This window comes from Aeromonas sp. HMWF016 (assembly GCF_963878195.1).
Classification (GTDB): domain Bacteria; phylum Pseudomonadota; class Gammaproteobacteria; order Enterobacterales; family Aeromonadaceae; genus Aeromonas; species Aeromonas lacus.
The window spans coordinates 25,203-46,465 of the sequence record NZ_CAWNWX010000087.1; the positions used below are offsets into that span (position 1 = coordinate 25,203).

Annotated in this window: 18 protein-coding genes and 1 pseudogene; 15 read left to right on the forward strand and 4 right to left on the reverse strand. The window is 60.2% G+C overall.

Annotated features, from left to right (window positions below):
* From AACS24_RS21955 to AACS24_RS13900, 4 genes and pseudogenes are all read left to right on the forward strand, one after another.
* A pseudogene (locus tag AACS24_RS21955) lies at nt 1-65 on the forward strand (NAD(P)H-dependent oxidoreductase); the annotation flags it as partial.
* A 64-nt stretch (nt 66-129) separates the two neighbouring features.
* Complete coding sequence (locus tag AACS24_RS13890; protein WP_108571044.1) at nt 130-1,986, forward strand: monovalent cation:proton antiporter-2 (CPA2) family protein; 1,857 nt, start codon at nt 130-132, stop codon at nt 1,984-1,986.
* A complete protein-coding gene (locus AACS24_RS13895; RefSeq protein ID WP_108571045.1) occupies nt 1,983-2,369 on the forward strand; it encodes a SirB2 family protein in 387 nt (128 codons plus the stop codon). The genes AACS24_RS13890 and AACS24_RS13895 overlap by 4 nt, the downstream gene beginning before the upstream one ends.
* Before the next feature lie 294 nt (nt 2,370-2,663).
* On the forward strand, nt 2,664-3,650 hold the full coding sequence (locus tag AACS24_RS13900; RefSeq protein ID WP_181364181.1) for a helix-turn-helix transcriptional regulator: 987 nt from the start codon (nt 2,664-2,666) through the stop codon (nt 3,648-3,650).
* A gap of 865 nt (nt 3,651-4,515) precedes the next feature.
* On the opposite strand, the gene AACS24_RS13905 is transcribed toward AACS24_RS13900, so the two are convergent.
* Together AACS24_RS13905 and rsmD are read right to left on the reverse strand one after the other, a co-directional pair.
* Nucleotides 4,516-4,827, reverse strand: a complete 312-nt coding sequence (locus AACS24_RS13905) for a DUF1145 domain-containing protein (RefSeq protein WP_108571047.1) — start codon at nt 4,825-4,827, stop codon at nt 4,516-4,518.
* Nucleotides 4,811-5,440 carry a 16S rRNA (guanine(966)-N(2))-methyltransferase RsmD gene (gene rsmD / locus AACS24_RS13910; protein WP_108571048.1) on the reverse strand — a complete coding sequence of 210 codons (630 nt, stop codon included), beginning with the start codon at nt 5,438-5,440 and terminating at the stop codon, nt 4,811-4,813. The genes AACS24_RS13905 and rsmD overlap by 17 nt, the downstream gene beginning before the upstream one ends.
* 111 nt (nt 5,441-5,551) lie before the next feature.
* Here rsmD and ftsY point away from each other — a divergent pair, with 111 nt between their 5' ends.
* The 10 genes from ftsY to hutH all read left to right on the forward strand — a co-directional run bounded on the left by ftsY (nt 5,552) and on the right by hutH (nt 17,432).
* On the forward strand, nt 5,552-7,324 hold the full coding sequence (gene ftsY, locus AACS24_RS13915; protein WP_108571049.1) for a signal recognition particle-docking protein FtsY: 1,773 nt from the start codon (nt 5,552-5,554) through the stop codon (nt 7,322-7,324).
* Between the two features lie 51 nt (nt 7,325-7,375).
* Nucleotides 7,376-8,044 (forward strand): cell division ATP-binding protein FtsE, encoded by a 669-nt coding sequence (gene ftsE / locus AACS24_RS13920; protein ID WP_033112579.1) that lies wholly within the window; start codon nt 7,376-7,378, stop codon nt 8,042-8,044.
* A complete protein-coding gene (gene ftsX, locus AACS24_RS13925; protein ID WP_108571050.1) occupies nt 8,044-8,997 on the forward strand; it encodes a permease-like cell division protein FtsX in 954 nt (317 codons plus the stop codon). The genes ftsE and ftsX overlap by 1 nt, the downstream gene beginning before the upstream one ends.
* A 452-nt stretch (nt 8,998-9,449) precedes the next feature.
* Nucleotides 9,450-10,304 carry an RNA polymerase sigma factor RpoH gene (gene rpoH, locus AACS24_RS13930; protein WP_041209606.1) on the forward strand — a complete coding sequence of 285 codons (855 nt, stop codon included), beginning with the start codon at nt 9,450-9,452 and terminating at the stop codon, nt 10,302-10,304.
* A gap of 125 nt (nt 10,305-10,429) precedes the next feature.
* Complete coding sequence (gene can, locus AACS24_RS13935; protein WP_033112576.1) at nt 10,430-11,089, forward strand: carbonate dehydratase; 660 nt, start codon at nt 10,430-10,432, stop codon at nt 11,087-11,089.
* A gap of 11 nt (nt 11,090-11,100) precedes the next feature.
* Nucleotides 11,101-11,805 (forward strand): histidine utilization repressor, encoded by a 705-nt coding sequence (hutC, locus tag AACS24_RS13940; protein WP_108571051.1) that lies wholly within the window; start codon nt 11,101-11,103, stop codon nt 11,803-11,805.
* Between the two features lie 154 nt (nt 11,806-11,959).
* Nucleotides 11,960-13,195: an imidazolonepropionase gene (gene hutI, locus AACS24_RS13945; protein ID WP_108571052.1), complete on the forward strand. Its 1,236-nt coding sequence runs from the start codon at nt 11,960-11,962 to the stop codon at nt 13,193-13,195.
* Nucleotides 13,188-14,132 (forward strand): formimidoylglutamase, encoded by a 945-nt coding sequence (gene hutG, locus AACS24_RS13950; RefSeq protein ID WP_108571053.1) that lies wholly within the window; start codon nt 13,188-13,190, stop codon nt 14,130-14,132. The genes hutI and hutG overlap by 8 nt, the downstream gene beginning before the upstream one ends.
* A gap of 53 nt (nt 14,133-14,185) precedes the next feature.
* Entirely contained in the window at nt 14,186-15,895 is a 1,710-nt protein-coding gene (gene hutU, locus AACS24_RS13955) for a urocanate hydratase (protein ID WP_108571054.1), read from the forward strand.
* A gap of 4 nt (nt 15,896-15,899) precedes the next feature.
* Nucleotides 15,900-17,432 carry a histidine ammonia-lyase gene (hutH, locus tag AACS24_RS13960; protein WP_108571055.1) on the forward strand — a complete coding sequence of 511 codons (1,533 nt, stop codon included), beginning with the start codon at nt 15,900-15,902 and terminating at the stop codon, nt 17,430-17,432.
* Nucleotides 17,433-17,559: 127 nt separating this feature from the next.
* Here hutH and AACS24_RS13965 read toward each other — a convergent pair whose 3' ends face one another.
* A complete protein-coding gene (locus AACS24_RS13965) occupies nt 17,560-18,657 on the reverse strand; it encodes a calcium:proton antiporter (protein ID WP_033112570.1) in 1,098 nt (365 codons plus the stop codon).
* A 248-nt stretch (nt 18,658-18,905) separates the two neighbouring features.
* On the opposite strand from AACS24_RS13965, the gene AACS24_RS13970 reads away from it, so the two are divergent.
* Nucleotides 18,906-19,607: a M15 family metallopeptidase gene (locus tag AACS24_RS13970; protein ID WP_108571056.1), complete on the forward strand. Its 702-nt coding sequence runs from the start codon at nt 18,906-18,908 to the stop codon at nt 19,605-19,607.
* Between the two features lie 43 nt (nt 19,608-19,650).
* Here the strand turns inward: AACS24_RS13970 and AACS24_RS13975 are convergent, their stop codons facing one another.
* Nucleotides 19,651-21,177, reverse strand: coding sequence for an EAL domain-containing protein (locus tag AACS24_RS13975; RefSeq protein WP_108571057.1), 1,527 nt, complete (start codon nt 21,175-21,177; stop codon nt 19,651-19,653).
* Nucleotides 21,178-21,263 lie beyond the last annotated feature (86 nt).

Below are 21,263 nucleotides of genomic sequence, written 5' to 3' on the forward strand. Positions count from 1 at the left end.
AACTCACGCCGGAGCAGCTGGCCAGCCGCCCCTATCTGCGCGATCTGCTGGAGGTGCTCTCATGAAACACGGGCAGCTTGTTGGCCGAGCTTATGAGCCGGATCAGATGTTCAAACGGAGGGCTGACTAATGGGCCACGGGATCCTGTTTGATGCCTTTATCTACCTCTCTGCTGCCGTCATCGCGGTGCCGCTAGCCAAACGCTGGGGGCTGGGCTCGGTGCTCGGCTATCTGCTGGCGGGGATCATCATTGGCCCCTTTCTGCTGGGGCTGGTGGGGGAGCAGAAGGATGTGATGCACTTCGCCGAGTTTGGCGTGGTGCTGATGCTGTTTCTGGTCGGTCTTGAATTGCGCCCGGCCCTCTTGTGGCAACTGAAAGGGCCGATCCTCGGCACCGGCGGCCTGCAGGTGCTGCTTACCACGGCGGCGCTGACCGGCGTGGCACACCTGATCGGTTTGCCGCTGCAACAGGGGCTGGCCATCGGCCTCATTCTGGCGCTTTCATCCACCGCCATCGTGTTGCAGAGCCTGCAGGAGCGCAAGCTGATGCAGAGCGAGAGCGGTCGCTCCGCCTTTGCCGTGCTGCTGTTTCAGGACATCGCCGTCATTCCGATCCTGGCGATCCTGCCGCTGCTGGCCATGGCGCCGGTGAGCAACAATGGCGGCTCCGAGCTGGCGGGTTGGCAACACGGTCTGCTGGTGGTCGCGGCAATCTCCGGCATCGTGCTGGGCGGCCACTATCTGATGCGGCCGGTGTTCCGGGCCATTGCCCAGTCACACATGCGGGAGATCTTCGTCGCCGCAGCCCTGCTGCTGGTGATCGCCATTGCCGTGCTGATGGAATCAGTCGGGCTTTCACCCGCTCTCGGCTCCTTCTTGGCCGGCGTGGTATTGGCCGACAGCGAATACCGTCACGAGCTGGAGGCGGACATAGAGCCGTTCAAGGGGCTGCTGCTTGGCCTCTTCTTCATGTCGGTGGGGGCCGGTATCAACTTTGGCCTGTTTGCCGAACACCCTTTCCTCATCCCGACGCTGGTGGTGGGGCTGATGGTGCTCAAATGGCTGGTGTTGATGGCGCTTGGCTTCGTCTTGCGCATCTCTCCGAGTCAGCGCTGGACTTTCGGGCTGGCGCTCGCCCAGGGGGGGGAGTTTGCCTTCGTGCTCTTCTCGTTTGCCGCGCAAAACCGGGTGCTACCCAGCGAGACCATCTCCCTGTTGACGCTAGTGGTGGCGCTCTCCATGGCGCTGACGCCGTTGCTGCTGATCCTCAACGATCGGGTGATCCAGCCCTGGTTCGATTACCGTAACCAGAGTGAGGTGCCGCAGCATGAACAACCCGAATTGGTGGAGCATCCGGTGATCATCGCGGGCTTCGGCCGTTTCGGTCAGATTGTGGGACGTCTGCTGCACGGGCATGGCATCGGCACCACCATCCTCGAGCAGGATGCCAGCCAGATAGAGACGCTGCGCAAATATGGCTATCAGGTGTTCTATGGCGATGCCAGTCGCCTTGATCTGCTGCATGCTGCCGGCGCTCACAAGGCCAAGTTGCTGGTGCTCTCCATCAACGACAGCGCCACTTCGCTGGCAGTGATCGAGATGGTGCAGAAGCACTTCCCCCATCTGAAGATCCTGGCGCGGGCGCAGGATCGTCCCCATGCCCACGAGATCCTGCGCCACGGTGTCGACAGCGTATATCGGGAAACGCTGGGATCAGCCGTGGATCTGGGGGTGGAAGCCCTGACTCAACTCGGTTTTCGCGCCAACCAGGCCTGGCGAGCGGGCCAGACCTTCAAACAGCACGACAACTGGTTGCTGCGCGAGCAGGTCAACTATCTCGACGACGAACACACCTATATCAACAAGAGTCTGCAATACCGGGAGATCCTCTCCGATCTGCTGCAAGACGACGAGGAGGGGCAGGAGCGTATTCATGCCCACAACTGGAACAGCGGGCTACCCGACGACGACAAGGAAGCAAAATGATTGCCTATTATCCCATGCTCAAACACCTGCACATGACGCTGGCGCTGGTCAGCCTGCTGCTGTTTGCCTACCGCTGGAGTCTGGCACTGTCCGGCAGCGCGCGGTTACAGCAGAAGTGGCTGAAGATCCTGCCCCATATCAACGACACCTTCCTGCTGCTGCTCGGTGTTCTGCTGGCGGTGGCATTGCAGCTGAGCCCGGGTCAGCAACCCTGGCTGCTGGCCAAGCTGATTGCACTGGTGCTCTATATCGGTCTGGGTGTCATGGCGCTCAAGCGTCCGGCCTGTGGCCAGAAGCTGGTGGCCGGCTTGGCTGCGCTGGCAGTGTTTGGCTATATGGTTGGCGCCGCGGTCACCAAGTCGCCCTGGTCATGGCTGATGTAAATCTGGTGAGGAGGAGAGCTTTCTCCTCCTCTTTTTATACGACTGGCTGCTAATCATTGATTGAATGGTTTTTTATGCTGCCTTATTCATTTGATACAGAGCTTTAATTTGATGTTTTTTCTGCAAATCTTTTCAATTTTTAGCCTTCCTTGCTGATTGTTTTTATATATAAATCAATAGCATAGTGCGTTTTGTATGAAAATGGCGACAGTTGTCGCGGCAAAACTTGCGACATAGACTGTCGCAAGATGCCATTAGCATACAGTCAACGCTAAACCAGTGAAGGCATGCACCATGAGTAAGAAGCTGTTACGACAACTGACCTTGGCGCGTTGCATCCCGCACCGCCCTTACAAGCTGACCGCCAGCCAACTTCAGGTAAAACTGGAAGAGGAAGGTATCCACGTCAGTCTGCGTACCGTGCAACGGGACCTGGAAGAGATGTCCGGCATGGGACTGTTCGACCTCACCTCGGACGAGCGCAGCAAACCCCATGGCTGGTGCTTCGAGCGCCACGGCCTCAATGACTTTGCCAACATCATGCCGCTCTCGCTGGCCGTTGCGCTGAAAACCTGGAGCGACCAGGCCAGCCAGCTGTTGCCCGCGAGTGTGCTGACCGAATTGAACCCGCTGGTCGACAAGGCCAGCCAGGTGATCCGCGACAGCCAGAGTGAACTGGCCGAACGCTGGCTGGAGAGCGTGCACCAGTCGCCGCGCCCGTTTGCCGGCAACCCGGAGATCCGCCGCAGCACCCTGATCCGCGATGCCTTGTGGCGTGGCCGCAAGTTCAGCGCCGAGATCCAGCGCGTGATCAAAGAGCGTACCGTGTGGCTCTGCTACGACCGTATCAATCCGCTCGGCATTCTCAATCAGCCGGACGGTCCGATCCTGCTCTGCACCCTGTCCGAGCTGGATCCCAAGGTTTACGGCATTCCGTTCGACCATATCAAGAACGTGGAGCTGACCAACTTCAGCGCGACCCAGCCGAAGGATTTCAATATCCAGAAGCTGATCCGTGATCAGGGCTATCAGGATGTGAGCGGCCCAATCCGCTTTGTCGGCCGGATCGATGCCAACAGCCAGTCGCTGGTGGATAACCAGATCCCGGGCAACAATCCGCGGATGACCCGCTACGACAAGCGCAGCGTGGTGGTGGAGACCGAAGTGCAGGACACCCCGGAGTTTCGCAGCTGGTTGAACAATATCGGTGGCGAGCTGGAGGTGCTGGCACCCGAGTCGCTGCGCAGAGCCTATCTCAACCCGAGCAACCGGGTGAGCTGAACGGTACGTTTGGCACCACAGTGAAAATCGTAAATAGCCGGCCCCAGTGTCGGCTTTTTTTTGCGGTTTTTTTGAGCATATTTATTCAACTTATTTTTAAGCTTTTACGGCGAAATTGAACCGTTTTCTCTGGCCATTCCGGTGCAGGATTGCCGTGTAAGAGATCTGCCATAGCTGCTGTAGGAGGCTGGAGCTTTAACCCGTGCGCGAAGCTAGTCAGGGTGGAGTCCACTTTCCATTGAAACTAAATAAGATATTGATTTAAATGGGTTATATTTGCAGTCCACTTTGTCTGGCAAGCGGTTGGCGGGATCTTTCTCCAGAAATCCCCCTTGTTCTGATCCGGCAACGCTTTACTATGGGTCTCACAAGGACGGAGCTGGTTCTGCAGGACGCAGAGCAGCGCATAAAGATGGAATAGTTCGCAGGATGCGAGCAAGGACACCTCAGGATGAGTTCGATGGTCTGGATGACTGTCGTCACGGATGAATGAGGGAACACCGCGGGATGCGGCAGGGATACTCTCAGGACGAGAGCAGGACGAACAGGACATCGTTCTTCAGGATGAGCTGGAACTCGCTGGATGCGGGCAGGATTCTTCAGGATGAAGCGAGATAATCCGGATGGTTATCGGTCAGGAAGACGCAGGGAACCCCACAGGACGTGGTAATGGACACCTCCAGGACGGAGACAGTGAAGCAGTTCGGGATGAATTGCCAAGCCAGGAAGGCTGAGGACACGCCAACGGATTGGAAAGGGGATATTCCAAGGGATTAGGATAACGTCAGGGATTGCAGGGAGCATTGCAGTTCTACGGACAGGACGACACGACTATAGGGGACGGCGAAAGCCGTCCCCTTTTCTTTTATGCCTGATCCTGATTCTTTGGTCGCTGGGCTGCGTTGACAATCTCCTGCAGGCGATGGCGAATATCCACCATGCCGAATACGCCGAAGACCAGCACGCCGACAAACTCGGCCTTGGTCACTTCGAAGTAGCGTTTGCAGGCAGCCTTGATCATGCTGGCCTGTAGCCAGTGGAACAGGGCGACAATCACGCCGCAGACCGGCAAAAAGCCGTTCAGTTTGCCGGGCAGGGGGGCGATCAGGCTCATCAGAACGCCAAACCAGAAGAACAGCACCAGTCCCATCGCCAGCAGATTAAATACCCGCTTCATTGTTTACCTCCCTTACATAGAGTTGATAGCAGACCTGGCCTGCTTGTTTGTCCTTGAGTAACTGCCAGTTGACGGGCAGCGCCAGATCGGCCATCTCCTTCTCCCGCTCCAGATAGATGAGGGCATCGGGGGCCAGCCAGCCGCGCTGTTCCAACAGTTCGCAAACTTGTGGCAGCAGGTCCCGACGAAATGGCGGATCGAGAAATACCAGGTCAAACGGTGTCGCCGGGCCTTGCAGCCAGCTCACTGCATCGGTCTGGAAGGCCTGACCCTGTGTGCTGCCGAGAGTGGCCAGATTCTTTTTGATCTGCTCTGCAGCCCCTCTGTCCATCTCGATCAGGGTTACCTGCTCGGCATAGCGCGATAGCGCCTCCAGACCAAGGCCGCCGCTGCCGGCAAACAGGTCGAGGCAGCGGGTGCCGCGGATATGGGGAGCCAGCCAGTTGAAGATGGTCTCTTTGACGCGATCCGTGGTGGGTCTGAGCCCTTCCACATCCTTGACCGGCAATTTGCGGCCTCGCCACTGGCCGCTGATGATTCTTACAAAGCCTGATTTTCCTTGCGGGGCAGGGCTTTTGCTCGGGTTGCTACGGCTGGATTTCACTCTGGGCATCGCGTTTCATCGTCAGAAAATAAAGTGGTAGTATAAGGCGGTTCATTTTTATGCCGACCCGCCAAGGGACGGCTATCTTAGCAGTCAGCCAACGAAGTGAGTATTTTTTAGATGGCAAAAGGTTTGTTTTCCTGGCTGGGTTTCGGCCGCAAGAAAGAAGAGGCTGAGGCTGTCCAACCACAGACACCCCAAGCCACCCCGATTACCGCTGAGCCTGAGGTCACTGCTACCCCCGCTCCCGTTTCCGATGTGATTGTTTCCGATAGTACGCCGGCCGTTGCTCCCGAAGTGCCCGCCAGCGCACAGAATCCCGTTTTGCACGACGATTGCTGCCCGCCAACCGAGCTGGATGATCATGGTCCGCTGGTGGTGGAGGAGTGCGCCTCCGATCTGGAGCCGGTGATCGTCAACGAATCCCTGATGGCGGAAGAGGAGCGTGCCGCCGCAGAGGCGCAAGCTGCCGAAGCTGCCCGTGTTGCTGCCGAGGTTAAAGCCGCAGAAGAGGCTCGTATTGCTGCTGAAGCCTGTGCTGCGGAAGAGGCGCGTATTGCTGCTGAAGCTCACGCTGCGGAAGAGGCTCGCATTGCTGCCGAAGCCCGCGCAGCGCAAGAGGCCCGTATTGCTGCCGAAGATCGGGCTGCGGAAGAGGCTCGTATTGCCGCTGAAGCTCGCGCTGCGGAAGAAGCACGTATTGCGGCTGAAGCTCGTGCCGCGGAAGAGGCTCGTATCGCTGCTGAAGCTCGTGCCGCGGAAGAAGCGCGTATTGCTGCTGAAGCTCGGGCTGCGGAAGAGGCTCTCATTGCTGCCGAAGCTCAGGCAGAGGAAGAAGCCCGTATCGCCAAAGAGGCCCAGCGAGCGGAAGATCTGCGTCTGGTCGCCGCGATGGAGGCTGAGGCCGCCGCCCTGGCGGCTTTGCCGCTGGCCGCCAAGGTGGACGACGACACTCAGGATAAGCCGCAGCGGGAGGGCTTCTTCGCCCGCCTCAAGCGCAGTCTGGTGCGCACCAAGGAGAATATCGGTTCCGGTTTCTTCGGCCTGTTCCGTGGCAAGAAGATCGACGATGAGCTGTTCGAAGAGCTGGAGACCCAGCTGCTGACCGCCGATCTTGGCGTCGACACCACCACCCGCATCATCGAGGGGCTGGTGCAGCACGCGGACCGCAAGCAACTCAAGGATGCCGAGGCGCTCTACGGCCTGCTCAAGCAGGACATGGGCGAGATGCTGGCCAAGGTGGAGCAGCCGCTGGTGATCGACACCAGCAAGAAGCCTTACGTGATCCTGATGGTCGGCGTAAACGGCGTCGGCAAGACCACCACCATCGGCAAGCTGGCCAAGCAGTTCCAGGCCGAGGGCAAGAGCGTGATGCTGGCCGCTGGTGACACCTTCCGTGCCGCTGCGGTCGAACAGCTGCAGGTGTGGGGTCAGCGCAACAATATTCCGGTGATTGCCCAGCACACCGGCGCCGACTCCGCTTCCGTTATTTATGACGCCATCGAGGCTGCCCGCTCCCGTGGGGCTGACGTGCTGATCGCCGATACTGCCGGCCGCCTGCAGAACAAGAGCAACCTGATGGAGGAGCTAAAGAAGGTGGTGCGGGTGATGAAGAAGCTGGATGAAGAGGCGCCCCACGAGATCATGCTGACTCTGGATGCCGGCACCGGCCAGAATGCCCTGAGCCAGGCCAAGCTGTTCAGCGAGGCAGTAGGCCTGACCGGTATCACCCTCACCAAGCTGGATGGTACTGCCAAGGGCGGTGTCATCTTCGCGGTGGCCGACAAGTTCCAGATCCCGATCCGCTATATCGGGGTGGGCGAGGGGATCGACGATCTGCGTCCCTTTGTCGCCAACGACTTTATCGAGGCCCTGTTTAGTCGCGATGAGTAAACATCCCATGCCCCGACTTCGGTCGGGGTTTGTCAATGTCAGGGAACCGTTATGATTCGTTTTGACAAGGTCAGCAAGGTATACAGCGGCGGCCATCAGGCGCTGCAAAAGGTCAGCTTTCACCTGCGCAAGGGGGAGATGGCCTTCCTGACCGGACACTCGGGGGCGGGCAAGAGTACCCTCCTCAAACTGATCAGCGTGATGGAGCGACCGACCGATGGTCGCGTTTTCTTTCATGGCGACGATGTCAGCCATATCCAGCGCAGCCAGATCCCCTATGTGCGCCGCCAGATCGGTATGATCTTTCAGGATCACCGGCTGCTGATGGACCGCACCGTGTTCGACAACGTGGCATTGCCGCTGGTGATCGATGGCTACAGCCACGCGGACATCAACAAGCGGGTTGCCGCGGCGCTCGACAAGGTGGGGCTGCTCGGCAAGGAGCGCTACCAGCCGCGCATGCTCTCCGGTGGTGAACAGCAGCGGGTCGGCATTGCCCGCGCCATCGTCAACAAGCCGCCGCTGCTGCTCGCTGACGAACCGACCGGTAACCTGGACCCCCAGCTCTCCATGGATATCATGCGGCTGTTCGAGGAGTTCAACCGCTTCGGCGTCTCCGTGCTGATCGCCACTCACGATCTGGGGCTGATCGCCCGCATGCGCTATCGCACCCTGACCCTCAAGGCGGGGCGGATGTATTCGGCTGGGGAGGAGCTCTGATGGCTATCGTTCGTCACAAGCAACCGCCGTTGCGCCGTCTCATGATGTACGGGGTTGATCACGTGCGGCAGGCGCTTGCCAGTCTGGGTGAGTTGTGGCGCAACCCGCTCGCTTCCCTGATGACGCTGGCGGTGCTCGGCGTCAGTCTGGCGCTGCCCTCCTGCTTCCACGTGTTGCTGAAAAATGCCGAGGTGGTGGAGGGGAGCTGGCAGACCAGCTCCCAGATCTCCCTCTATCTGCGCAAGGATCTGCCGGAGCAGAGCATTCTCGACCTGCAGCACAGGATCCTGCTCTACCCCGAGGTGGATTCGGTCACCTATATGAGCCGCGACGATGCGCTGCGGGAGTTTCGCGAGATCTCCGGCTTCGGCGATGCGCTCGATTATCTGGACAGCAACCCGCTGCCGCCTGTGCTGAGCGTCATTCCGGATCCGCGGTGGCAGAATCCTGAAGGGGCCGCCGAGCTGCTCGGCAAGCTCAACAACGAGGATGGAGTGGAACAGGGCAAACTGGATCTGCAGTGGCTGACCCGTCTGCAGGGGATCATGAACCTGCTGCGCCACACCATTACCGGTATTGCTGTGCTGCTGCTCTCCGCCGTGCTACTGATTGTCGGCAATACCCTGCGCCTCAACATCCTCAACCAGCGCTCCGAGATCGAGGTGCTGAAACTGGTGGGGGCGACCGATGCCTTTATTCACCGTCCTTTCCTCTATACCGGCATCTGGTTCGGAGTCATCGGCGGCATGCTGGCCTGGTGGCTGACCGAGGTGATGGTGATCTGGAGCGAGGGGGTGGTGAAAGAGCTGGCGGGCTTGTATAACAGTAATTTCCAGCTGGTTGGCATGGGTCTGGTGGACGGGGTGAACCTGATCCTGCTGGGCGCTCTGCTGGGGCTGATCGCCTCCTGGTTCTCGGTTCACCGCCACATTCGCGACATCGAGCCTTCCTGATTAATTTATCAACATTGTGAATTGCTGGATTTTGCGAAGCGGATCAAGTAAAAGAGTGGCCGTTTCTGGCTTGGCCACTCTTCTCGGAGTATTCTGAATAACGGCGATCTTCAGGATCTTTGCTGGATCCTGTGAACCTTCTGCTCTATAAGCAGTCAAATAGCTGAACGAATTTATACGAGTGTGGCCCCTATGCCTTGCTCGTCAGACTTGGCAAGCATGTGAAGGTTGCGAGCTCCGCAACAATGGACTTAGCATGCTACTTTTCGGGGGTCCTTCATTGTGACCCCCTTTTTTTGACTGTTCATTCATGATTCATCCTGCAGGCATAAGATAAGCCAGTCTAAAGCTGGGCTTGTGATCTATGATGTAAGCCGCAGAATGAGACCCGGTCAGTAGACAGTCCCTCTTGGGGTGTTAGACTGGTTCGATTGAAAAGTAAGAGGTAACAGATGGGAACTTCATTGCAGCGCACTATGGCTTTGATTCCGCAAGGTAGTCTGGAAGGCTATATCCAGGCAGTAAACTCTATTCCGGTGCTGAGCGCAGAGGAAGAGCGTGAGCTGGCTGAGCGTTTGCAGCAGGATGGCGATCTCGAGGCTGCCCGTCAGCTGGTTATGTCGCACCTGCGCTTTGTCGTTCATGTCGCCAAGAGTTATGCCGGTTACGGTCTGCCGCAGGCCGATCTGGTACAGGAAGGCAACATCGGTCTGATGAAGGCGGTCAAGCGCTTCGACCCGAGCGTCGGCGTGCGTCTGGTCTCCTTCGCCGTGCACTGGATCAAGGCCGAAATTCACGAATACGTATTGCGCAACTGGCGCATGGTCAAGGTGGCAACCACCAAGGCCCAGCGCAAGCTCTTCTTCAACCTGCGCAAATCCAAGAAGCGTCTGGGCTGGCTGAACCACGAAGAGGTGAAGGCCGTGGCTGCCGATCTCGGGGTTTCCGAGAGCGACGTGACCGAGATGGAAGCGCGCATGAGCAACTACGATCAGGCGTTCGATCTGGTTGGCGATGATGAAGATGAGGGCGGTTTCGCACCGGTTCACTATCTGGAGGACAAATCCTCCGATCTGGCCGCGACCATCGAGAACGACAACTGGGACGATCATGCGACCCGCCGTCTGAGCTCCGCGCTCTCTTCTCTCGACGAGCGCAGCCAGCACATCATCCGTGCCCGCTGGCTCGACGATGACAGCAAGACCACCCTGCAGGAGCTGGCCGATACCTACGGCGTCTCTGCCGAGCGAGTGCGTCAGCTTGAGAAAAACGCACTCAAGAAGCTGAAAGATGCCATGGAGGCGTGATGCCTCCGCGTTGAAAACAGGGCCTGATGGCCCTGTTTTTGTTTCTGCCGCCGGTAATCGGGGCTTGCCCAGATAACCCTTGGGTATGTTATGTTGCCGCCACAGCCACATGATGGAGAGCAGAAGTGAAACTGTTGAAGGACCTGTTTACCAATAACCGTGAGTGGGCTGAGCGGATCAAAGCGGAAGATCCCGCCTTCTTTGCCACCCTCTCTGCCCAGCAGGCTCCCGAATACCTCTGGATCGGTTGCTCCGATAGCCGGGTGCCCGCCAACCAGCTGATGGGGTTGCTGCCGGGGGATGTGTTTGTCCACCGCAACGTCGCCAATCTGGTGGTTCACACCGACTTCAACTGCCTCTCGGTGCTGCAATATGCGGTCGAGGTGCTCAAGGTGAAGCACATCATCGTCTGCGGTCACTATGGCTGCGGCGGGGTCAAGGCGGCGATGCAGAATCAGGAGCTGGGGCTCATCGACAACTGGCTGCGCAACATCAAGGATGTCTACTTCAAATATGGTGAAGAGCTGGAGGCCATCGAGGATGAGCACGAGCGCTTCGACTATCTGTGCGAGCTGAATGTGGCCGAACAGGTTGCCAACGTCTGCCACACCACCATCATCCAGAACGCCTGGCGCAAGGGGCAGGAGCTGGCCGTCCACGGCTGGATCTACGGCATCAAGGACGGTCTGCTGCACGATCTCGATCTCTGCATCAGCGGGCCGGATCAGATCCCCGACGTCTACCGCGCCTGGCCGGACATGCGACCGCCCCACCGTCGGCGCTAAGGAGCACCCCGTTGGCGCCAGCCCTCTACCTGCAGATCAAGCAGCATATTCTGGATCGGATCCGCGAACGCCACTATCAGGCGGGGGACAGGATCCCGACCGAAGCGGCCTTGTGCGAGCAGTTCACCGTGAGCCGGATGACGGTCAATCGGGCGCTGCGCGAACTGGTGGCCGACGGGTGGCTGGTGCGTACCGCCGGATCCGGCAGCTTCGTGGCGGATCGGCGTACCGAATCGCCGCTGCTGGCCATTCGCAACATTGCCGACGAGATTGCCGAGCGGGGCAGCGAATACAGCGCCCGGGTGATCCGGTTGCAGCGGCTGGCCGCCGACGAGAAGGTGGCGGTGCAGCTGGGCCTACGGGTTGGCGCCCCCATCTTCCACAGTCTCATCGTCCATCAGGCCGATGGTGAACCGCTGCAGCTGGAGGAGCGCTTCGTTGATGCCGAGCGGCTGCCGGGTTATGGCGAGCAGGATTTCACGAAGCAGACTCCCAACCGCTATCTGATGGATGTCTGCCCCCTCTCTGAGATGGAGCACGTAGTGGAAGCCGTGTTGCCGAGTGCCGGTGAGGCGGGATTGTTGCAAATTCGCGTGGATACACCCTGCCTATTGTTGCACAGGCGCACCTGGTCGGAAGGACATCTGGTCTCCTACGCCAGATTGCTCTCCCCCGGTTCCCGCTACAAGCTGAGCTCAAAGGCGCAGCTATCTTGATTGTCTATACAAATCGATTCTTCTCAAGCCCACCTCTGGTGGGCTTTTTTGTGCTTAAACTCTAAGCGTGATGCTGTTATCAGGTTGTGAATCATGCTCTTTCTTTCGCCTGATGGATCGATTATAAGGATATGTATATACATTTGAGGTCGCTATGAACAAGGAACTGTTGAACTGCGAGCGGGTCTGGCTCAACGTGACGCCCGCCACCCTGAATGCCGGACTGGCCGATTACGGTCTGCTGCCGCTCCATGCCATCGGCGTAAAGGATGGCAAGATCCATGCAATGGTGCCGATGGCCGAGTTGAAGGGGCCTTATCCCGCCCATTGGCAGGATATGCAGGGCAAGCTGGTCACTCCCGGCCTTATCGATTGCCACACCCATCTGGTCTTTGCCGGCAGTCGCGCCGAGGAGTTCGAGCTTCGTCAGCAGGGGGTGCCCTATGCCGAGATCGCCCGTCGGGGCGGCGGCATCATCAGCACGGTGCGCGCCACCCGCGCCGCCAGCGAAGAGCAGCTGTTCGAGCTGGCGCTGCCGAGAGTGAAATCCCTGATCCGCGAAGGGGTCACCACAGTGGAGATCAAGTCCGGCTATGGCCTGACATTGGATGATGAACTCAAGATGCTGCGGGTGGCCCGCAGGCTGGGAGAGGTGCTGCCGGTCCGGGTCAAGACCACTTTGCTGGCGGCCCATGCGGTGCCGCCGGAGTATCGCGACGATCCCGACTCCTGGGTCGAGACCATCTGTCAGGAGATTATCCCGGCCGCCGCCGAGGCGGGCTTGGCCGATGCGGTGGATGTCTTCTGCGAGCATATCGGCTTCTCGCTGGCCCAGACCGAGCAGGTCTATCTGGCGGCGGATCAATACGGCCTGCCGGTGAAAGGGCATATGGATCAGCTCTCCAACCTCGGTGGCTGCACCCTCGCCGCCAACTTCGGCGCCCTTTCGGTGGATCATCTGGAGTATCTGGATCCGCAGGGGATCCTGGCACTGGCCCAGCGCGGCGTAGTCGCTACCCTGCTGCCCACCGCCTTCTATTTTCTCAAAGAGACCAAACTGCCGCCGGTCGCCGCGCTGCGCAAGGCGGGGGTGGCGATGGCGGTCTCCTCCGACATCAACCCGGGCACGGCCCCCATCGTCTCGCTGCGGATGGCGATGAACATGGCCTGTACCCTGTTTGGTCTGACTCCGGTGGAGGCGATGGTCGGGGTGACCCGCCACGCCGCCAAAGCGCTTGGCGAGCAGGAGAACCTTGGCCAGCTCAGGGTGGGGATGGCGGCCGATTTCCTGATCTGGCACAGCAACCATCCGGCCGAGTTGAGCTACATGGTCGGCGTCGATCAGCTGGCAGGCCGCATCTTCAACGGCGAGGAGAGCCTCCATGGATAAGTTCAACCCGGTCGATATGTCGCTCTGGCAGGGGCGGCAGGATCCGGAAGATGGCGAATTGGCCCTGCGCTGGCACGACAAGGTGCAGCCTTGGGCCGCCGGGGCACAAGAGGCTGCCGGGGTGGTGCTGCTCGGCTTTGCCTGCGATGAAGGGGTGCGCCGCAACAAGGGGCGCATTGGCGCTGCCGGGGCGCCGTTGGTGATACGCAAGCTGCTGGCCAACACCGCTTGGCACCTGAACCGTCCCGTCTACGATGGCGGGGATGTGAGCTGCCTCGATGGCGATCTCGACGCCGCCCACGGCCATCTGGCCGAGCGGGTCGCTGCAGCGCTCGATTTGGGCCACTTCCCGCTGGTACTGGGGGGCGGTCATGAGGTGGCCTTCGGCAGCTGGAGCGGCCTTAACAGTCATTTGGGCGGCAGTGGCAAGGTCGGCATCATCAACCTCGACGCCCACTTCGACCTGCGGATGAAGCAGGAGCTGGCCAGCTCCGGCACCCCCTTCTTCCAGATTGCCGAGCAGTGCGCCGCTCAGGGCACGCCGTTTCACTACGCCTGTCTCGGGGTGGCCGAGACCGCCAATACCCAAGCCTTGTTTGCCCGCGCCAAGGCGCTGGGAGTGTGGCATGTGCTGGACGAGGCGATGACCCGGGCCGGGCTGCCAGCCTTGCTAAGCGGGCTCGACACCTTTATCGCCGATTGTGATCACCTCTACCTCACTATCGACCTCGATGTGCTGCCCGGCAACCTGATGCCGGGAGTGAGTGCCCCCGCCGCCCGCGGTGTGGAGCTGGCGGTGATCGAACCGCTGATCGCCCATATCCGGGCCAGCGGCAAGCTGAGGCTTGCCGATCTGGCCGAGTACAACCCGACGCTGGATCAGGACAACCGCAGTGCCCGCGTGGCCGCGCGGCTGGTTCATCTGTTGACCCGTTAACCCTTTGGCCGCACGTCGCCGAAGGCACCCTATTGATACAACAAGGAGTGTGTATGTCTGTGCAACAGCAGGATCCCCGTCATGATCCTAACCGTGTGATCCGTGCCCCGCGCGGCACCGAACTGACCGCCAAGAGCTGGCTCACCGAAGCACCGCTGCGGATGTTGATGAACAACCTGGATCCCGAGGTGGCCGAGCATCCCCAGTCGCTGGTGGTCTATGGCGGCATCGGCCGCGCCGCCCGCAACTGGGCCTGCTTCGACAAGATTGTCGAGGTGCTGACCCGGCTGGAGGAGGATCAGACCCTGCTGGTGCAATCCGGCAAGCCGGTCGGGGTGTTCCAGACCCACAAGGATGCGCCGCGGGTTCTGATCGCCAACTCCAATCTGGTGCCGCACTGGGCCAACTGGGAGCACTTCAATGAGCTCGATAAGAAGGGCCTGATGATGTACGGCCAGATGACTGCGGGTTCGTGGATCTATATCGGCACCCAGGGGATCGTGCAGGGCACCTACGAGACCTTCTTTGCGGTGGCCAATCAGCACTTTAACGGTGAACCCAAGGGGCGCTGGATCCTGACCGGTGGTCTCGGCGGCATGGGCGGCGCCCAGCCGCTGGCCGCCACCATGGCCGGCTTCTCGATGATCGCCGTCGAGTGCGACGAGACCCGCATCGATTTTCGTCTGCGCACCCGTTATGTGGACAAGAAGGCTCACAGCCTGGATGAGGCGCTGGCCATGATCGAAGAGGCCAAACGCAGCGGCAGCGCCATCTCCGTCGGTCTGCTTGGCAACGCCGCCGACGTGTTCGCCGAGCTGGTGGCCCGTGGCATCACCCCTGATGTGGTGACCGACCAGACCTCCGCCCACGACCCGGTGCACGGCTACCTGCCGCAGGGTTGGAGCGTGGCCAAGTGGCGCGAGCTGCAGCAGAGTGCCCCGCAGGAGGTGAATCTGGCCGCTCGTCGCTCCATGGCCCGTCAGGTGGAGGCGATGCTGACCCTGCAAGAGCGCGGCGCGGCGACTCTGGATTACGGCAACAACATCCGTCAGATGGCGCTTGAGGAGGGGGTTGCGAACGCCTTCGACTTCCCCGGCTTCGTCCCCGCCTATATCCGCCCGCTGTTTTGCGAGGGGATTGGGCCGTTCCGATGGGTGGCCCTTTCCGGCGATCCGGAAGATATCTACAAGACCGATCGGAAGGTGAAAGAGCTGATCCCAGATGATCCTCACCTGCACAACTGGCTCGACATGGCCCGCGAACGTATCGCGTTTCAGGGGCTGCCGGCGCGGATCTGCTGGGTCGGGGTCAAGGATCGGGTACGCCTCGGTCTGGCTTTCAACGAGATGGTGAAAAACGGCGAGCTGAAAGCCCCCATCGTCATTGGCCGCGACCATCTGGATTCCGGCTCGGTGGCGAGCCCGAACCGCGAGACCGAGTCGATGATGGATGGCTCCGATGCCGTCTCCGACTGGCCGCTGCTCAACGCCCTGCTCAACACGGCCGGCGGCGCGACCTGGGTCTCCCTGCACCACGGCGGCGGGGTCGGAATGGGCTTCTCCCAGCACTCCGGCGTGGTGATCGTCTGTGACGGCACCGATGACGCCGCCCAGCGGGTCGGTCGCGTGCTGCGCAACGACCCGGCTACCGGGGTGATGCGTCACGCCGACGCCGGCTACGAGATTGCCATCAACTGCGCCCGCGAGGCGAAACTGGATCTGCCGATGATTGACGGCGCCAACGGTGTCAAAGGAAAGGTGTAACACCATGTTTGAATTGACTATTACCCCGGGCGAGCTGGATCTTGCCACCCTGCGCCGCGTCAGCCGCGAGCCGGTACATATTGCACTGGATCCGGCGGCGTTGCCGGCGATCCACGCCTCTGCCGCCACTGTCTTCCGGGTGATCGAGCAGGGACGCGTGGTCTATGGCATCAATACCGGCTTTGGCCTGCTGGCCAACACCCGGATCCCGGTGGATCAGCTCGACGAGCTGCAGCGATCCATCGTGCTCTCCCACGCTGCGGGCATCGGCACCTATATGGATGACGCCACCGTGCGGTTGATGATGGTGCTCAAGCTCAACTCGCTGGCGCGCGGTTTCTCCGGCATCCGGCTGGAGGTGCTGGAGGCGCTGATGAAGCTGGTCAACGCCGAGGTTTATCCGCTGGTGCCGAAGAAGGGCTCCGTCGGCGCTTCCGGCGATCTGGCGCCGCTGGCCCATATGAGCTGCCTGCTGATCGGCGAAGGCAAGGCTCGTCACGACGGGCGCGAGATCGATGCGAGCGAAGCGCTGCGGATCGCCGGGCTTGAGCCCATCGCGCTGGCACCGAAAGAGGGGCTGGCGCTGCTCAACGGCACCCAGGCGAGCACCGCCTTCGCGCTGGAAGGGTTGTTCCACGCCGAGGATCTGTTCGCGGGTGCCATCACCATCGGTGCCATGAGCGTGGAGGCGGCTCTTGGCAGCCGCCGTCCGTTCGATGCCCGCATTCACGCGGTACGTGGTCAGCGTGGCCAGATTGATGCGGCTACCTGCTATCGCCATCTGCTGGGGGATCTCAGCGAGATCGGCATGTCCCATCACAATTGCGAGAAGGTGCAGGATCCCTACTCATTGCGCTGCCAGCCGCAGGTGATGGGGGCCTGCCTGACCCAGATCCGTCAGGCGGCCGAGGTGTTGGTGTGCGAAGCCAACTCGGTCTCCGACAACCCGCTGGTGTTTGCCGATGACGAGGAGATCATCTCTGGCGGCAACTTCCACGCCGAGCCGGTGGCTTTTGCGGCTGATAATCTGGCGCTGGCCATCGCCGAGATCGGTTCCCTTTCAGAACGGCGGATGGCGCTGCTGATCGACTCGCGGATGTCCGGCCTGCCGGCGTTTCTGGTTAACAATGGCGGGGTCAACTCCGGCTTCATGATCGCTCAGGTCACCTCGGCGGCGCTCGCCTCCGAGAACAAGACCCTGGCCCATCCGGCCTCGGTAGACAGCCTGCCCACCTCCGCCAATCAGGAGGATCACGTCTCCATGGCGACCTTCGCCGGCCGTCGGCTTGCGGACATGGCCGAGAACACCCGTGGCATTCTGGCAGTCGAACTGCTGGCGGCGGCGCAGGGGCTCGATTTCCGTGCCCCGCTGCGGGCCAGCGAAGGGGTGGAAGTGGCCAAGGGGCGGCTGCGCGCTCATGTCCCCTTCTACGACAAGGACAGGTACTTCGCGCCGGACATCGAGGCGGCCGCCGCGCTGCTGGGCCGTGCCAGCTATAACGATCTGATCCCGGCCAGGGTACTGCCCAGCCTGTAAGCCTTGGTCCCCCTTATCCCTTGGTGGGATAAGGGGGAAGCCGCTTCACTGGCGTCCGTGAGATCCGGAAGCAGATAATAAAAGACCGCCCAATCGGGCGGTCTTTTATTATCTTGGTGATGGCGGGTCACTGGTGTTCGAACATCAGGAACAGATAGACCACGAACAACACCAGATGGGTGGCGCCGTGCAGCACATTGGTACGGCCGCTGCTGAAAGTCACCTTGCACACCATGAGCGTAGTGATGAGCAGCACCATGTCGGCGGCGGAGAGGCCGAGGCGCACCTCCTGACCCAGCATGGAGCCGATAAAGAGCACGGCCGGGACGGTGAGGGCTATGGTGGCCAGCACCGAGCCGAAGTAGAGGTTCATGGCCCGCTGCAGCTGGTTGTTGATGGCGGCCTTGATGGCGCCAACCGCCTCGGGGGCCAGCACGATACAGGCCACGATAAAGCCGCCAAGCGCCTGCGGCGCTGACAGCACCTTGACCCCGTAGTTGATGGGGATGGCCAGGGTCTTGGCGAGCAGGATCACCACTACCAGATAGGCGAGCAGCAGCAGGGTGTGATAGACGTTGCTCTGCAGCGGGCCGTGGTGCTCCTCGTAATCCTCATGGTCGCTGTCGACAAAGAAGTGGCTGTGGCTGCGGGTCTGGATCAGCAGAAATACGCCGTAGAGCAGGATCGAGATGATGATCAGCATCCACGACATGGCGCGCGACATACTGCCGATTGCGCCTCCCTCGGTGAAGTTGGGTAGCACCAGACAGAGCAGGGCGAGCGGGATGATGGCCACCAGATAGGATTTGACCCCGTCCAGATTGAAGCTCTGGGTGTGGTAGCGCCAGCCGCCAAACAGCAGGGTGAAGCCGACCAGACCGTTGGTGACCAGCATCACCACGGCGAACATGGTGTCGCGGGCCATCACCGGATTGGGCTCGCCGGTCAACATGACGGAGGAGATCATCACTACCTCCAGCGAAATGACCGAGAGGGTGAGGATCAGGGTGCCAAAGGGTTCGCCCAGCTTGATGGCGAGGGCATCCGAGTGGCGCACCACCGAGAAGATGGCCCAGGTGACGATGGCAAGCAGCCCCGCCGACACAGGAAGATAGATCCCGAGCGGAGTTGTCTCTGTCAGCAGGTCGCTGCCGAGCGTCTTGAAAAAGAGCAGGGTCAGCAGGCCGACGGGCAGGGCAATCTCTTGCCGGATAAATGTCTTCATAGGCAATGGTTCTCTTCTGGGGCGACCGGTGGGCCGGGAGATGAATGGAATGTGCAACGGGCGGTTGCACCCTAACCAGCCCCTTATGATAAAAGCTCTTGGCCTCGAGGGGCAGCCCATTTTGTTAACAGATGTAAATCGGGTGCTTGGATCGGAACAGATCTCGGGCTGTGCTGGTGCCGATGGCGGGCTTGCCCCGCTGGCAAGGCTCTGCTGAAATGGCTTCCCTCTGACCAGGAGTCCATTTGATGCCGTTGCCACCCATCTCTCACGACTATGAACCGGCCAGCGCTGCTGAGCACGCGGCGCTCTCGGCCAGTGATCCACTGGTGATCGTGGCCGCCAGCGCCAGGATCCGCATCGATCCCGTCTATTACCGCCTTGGTCTGGCGGGCGGTGAGCCGCAGATCCGGGTGCGAGAGCCGGTTGCCAAAGCGCTGGCGCGGGTCGCTGCGGGACTGCCTGCTGGGCTGGGTCTTACCCTGCTCGACGGATTTCGCAGTCGCGCCACGTCTCTGGCCATCTTCGAACGGATTAAGGGCGAGATCGCCGCGGCTAATCCCGAATGGGATGGTGCGCAGCTTGAGCAGGAGACTCGCCGTTTTTGTGCCCATCCCTCAGATCCCGGTCACTATCCGGTGCCGCCCCATCTGTCGGGCGGAGCCATCGATCTGCTGCTGCACGATCTGGCGAGTGGTGAGCCGCTCGACTTTGGTACCGGTTTTGACGATATCAGCGAGCGGGCCGAGAGCGACTATTTCGAACGCCCCTGTGCGGGAATGAGCGAGGCGCAGCGGCTGCAGATCCGTGACAACCGCCGTCTGCTGTTCTGGCTGATGCGGCGGGAAGGGTTCAGCAACTATCCCGGCGAGTGGTGGCATTTTGATCTTGGCGACTGCCTCTGGGCCCGTTTTCGCGGCGGTGAGTACCGCTATCCTGCCGCGGAGTGAGTAACCCCGGAGCAAGCTCCGGGAAAGAGACTTCTCTCTGTCGTCAGGCAGTTTCAGAGTGGGGTCGACGGAAGGCCTGTTGCCAGAGCAGCAGCTCCTGCAGCGGCATGGGCTTGCCAAAGACATAGCCCTGGATCAGATAGACTCCCTGCCGATACAGGTAGTCGACCTGTTCCTGGGTCTCGACCCCCTCGGCAATCATCTCCATCCCCGACTCTCGGCCAAAGGCGATGATGGCATCCAGCACGCTGCGTTTGAGGTCGTCGGTACCAATGGTGTCGACGAACATCTTGTCGATCTTGATCTGGCGGATCCCGAGGCTCTGCAGATAGGCGAAGCCGCCATAGCCAGTACCAAAGTCATCCAGTTTGACGTGATAACCCCGCTCTTGCAGGGCGGTGATCTCGCTGGTAGCACTCTTGATATCGGTCAACGGTTTGCGCTCGGTCAGCTCAAAGGTGAGCTGGGCGGGGGAGGGCCACTGATGTTGTTGCAACAGGTTTCGCAGCAGAGGCTGCTCGATATGGGCCGCCACCAGATTGACGCTGACCCACTGAGTTGCAGCAAGAGAGGAGAGGTCTGTGAGTACCCGCTCCAGCAATTGTACGGTTATCGGCAGGATCAGCCCCTGCTCTTCGACATAGTCGATAAAGGCGCCGGGAGGCACCAGTTCACCGCCGCGCCGCCAACGCAGCAGCGCCTCGAAACCGACCACCTCGCGGGTACGGCTGTTCACCACGGGTTGATAAAAGGGGATAAATTCCCGGCGTATCAGTCCAGCCTGTAGCAGCCCTTTGAGGGAGCGCCGGTAGTTACGTAGCAACCAGTAGCTCACCGTCAGCAGGAGTCCCAGCGCGGCCCCAATCCAGAGACCATAGAATCTGACTTGCTGCCGGGCGTAGTCATTGAGTGCCTTACCCGCCCAGAGAGTCTGTTTAGTCATGCTTTCCTGATCGAAGAAGCTCAGGCTATGGCTGCTCTCTTCGGCTTTAATTGCCTTGTTGCCACGGGGGAAATGAGTGGTCATCGCAGCGGGGTCCCGCTGGCTGAACTCCAAATAGAAGCAGTTAGTACAGGGGTGTTGCAGCAGATCGTGGCTCCAGCTGTTATCCAGCACCCAATAAGCGATGTTCTCGCCTGATTTGTAGTAGGCCACCAGCTCCTGTTCGGTGTTGAACTTATCCATTGTGGCGGTCAGACCAAATTTCCCGGGTAGGCCACCCATTTTTTTGGCTTCCTTGATGAGCGGGATCCCCACTCCCAGGCTTGAGCAGTTGACCCCTGAGGCTAGTTCCAGCCCCTGCAAGCGGATATGGGTGCTGTAGAAGCGCGGATCGCGTAGCAGCACCATATCTTTGGCGCCACAGTCAAAGTCAAATTGAGCTAGCTGAGTGCTGAGCGCAGTATCGAGCTGTTTACCGCGTTCTGCCATGGAGGCTTTGATCTCTTCCATTTTCTGTTGCAGCAGATAGTAAGCCATTGGCTTGTCGAGCCATCTGCTTAAGGGTTGGCTGGCAATAATGGGAATAACCAGCAGCAGCAACGAGATCCAGAACGGGGGGATACGCAACAAGGGATACCTGCCTGTCTATCAGACACGAGTGGGGAACAACATCATAGATCATTAGTACAATCAATATGAGTCTGACTCGTCAC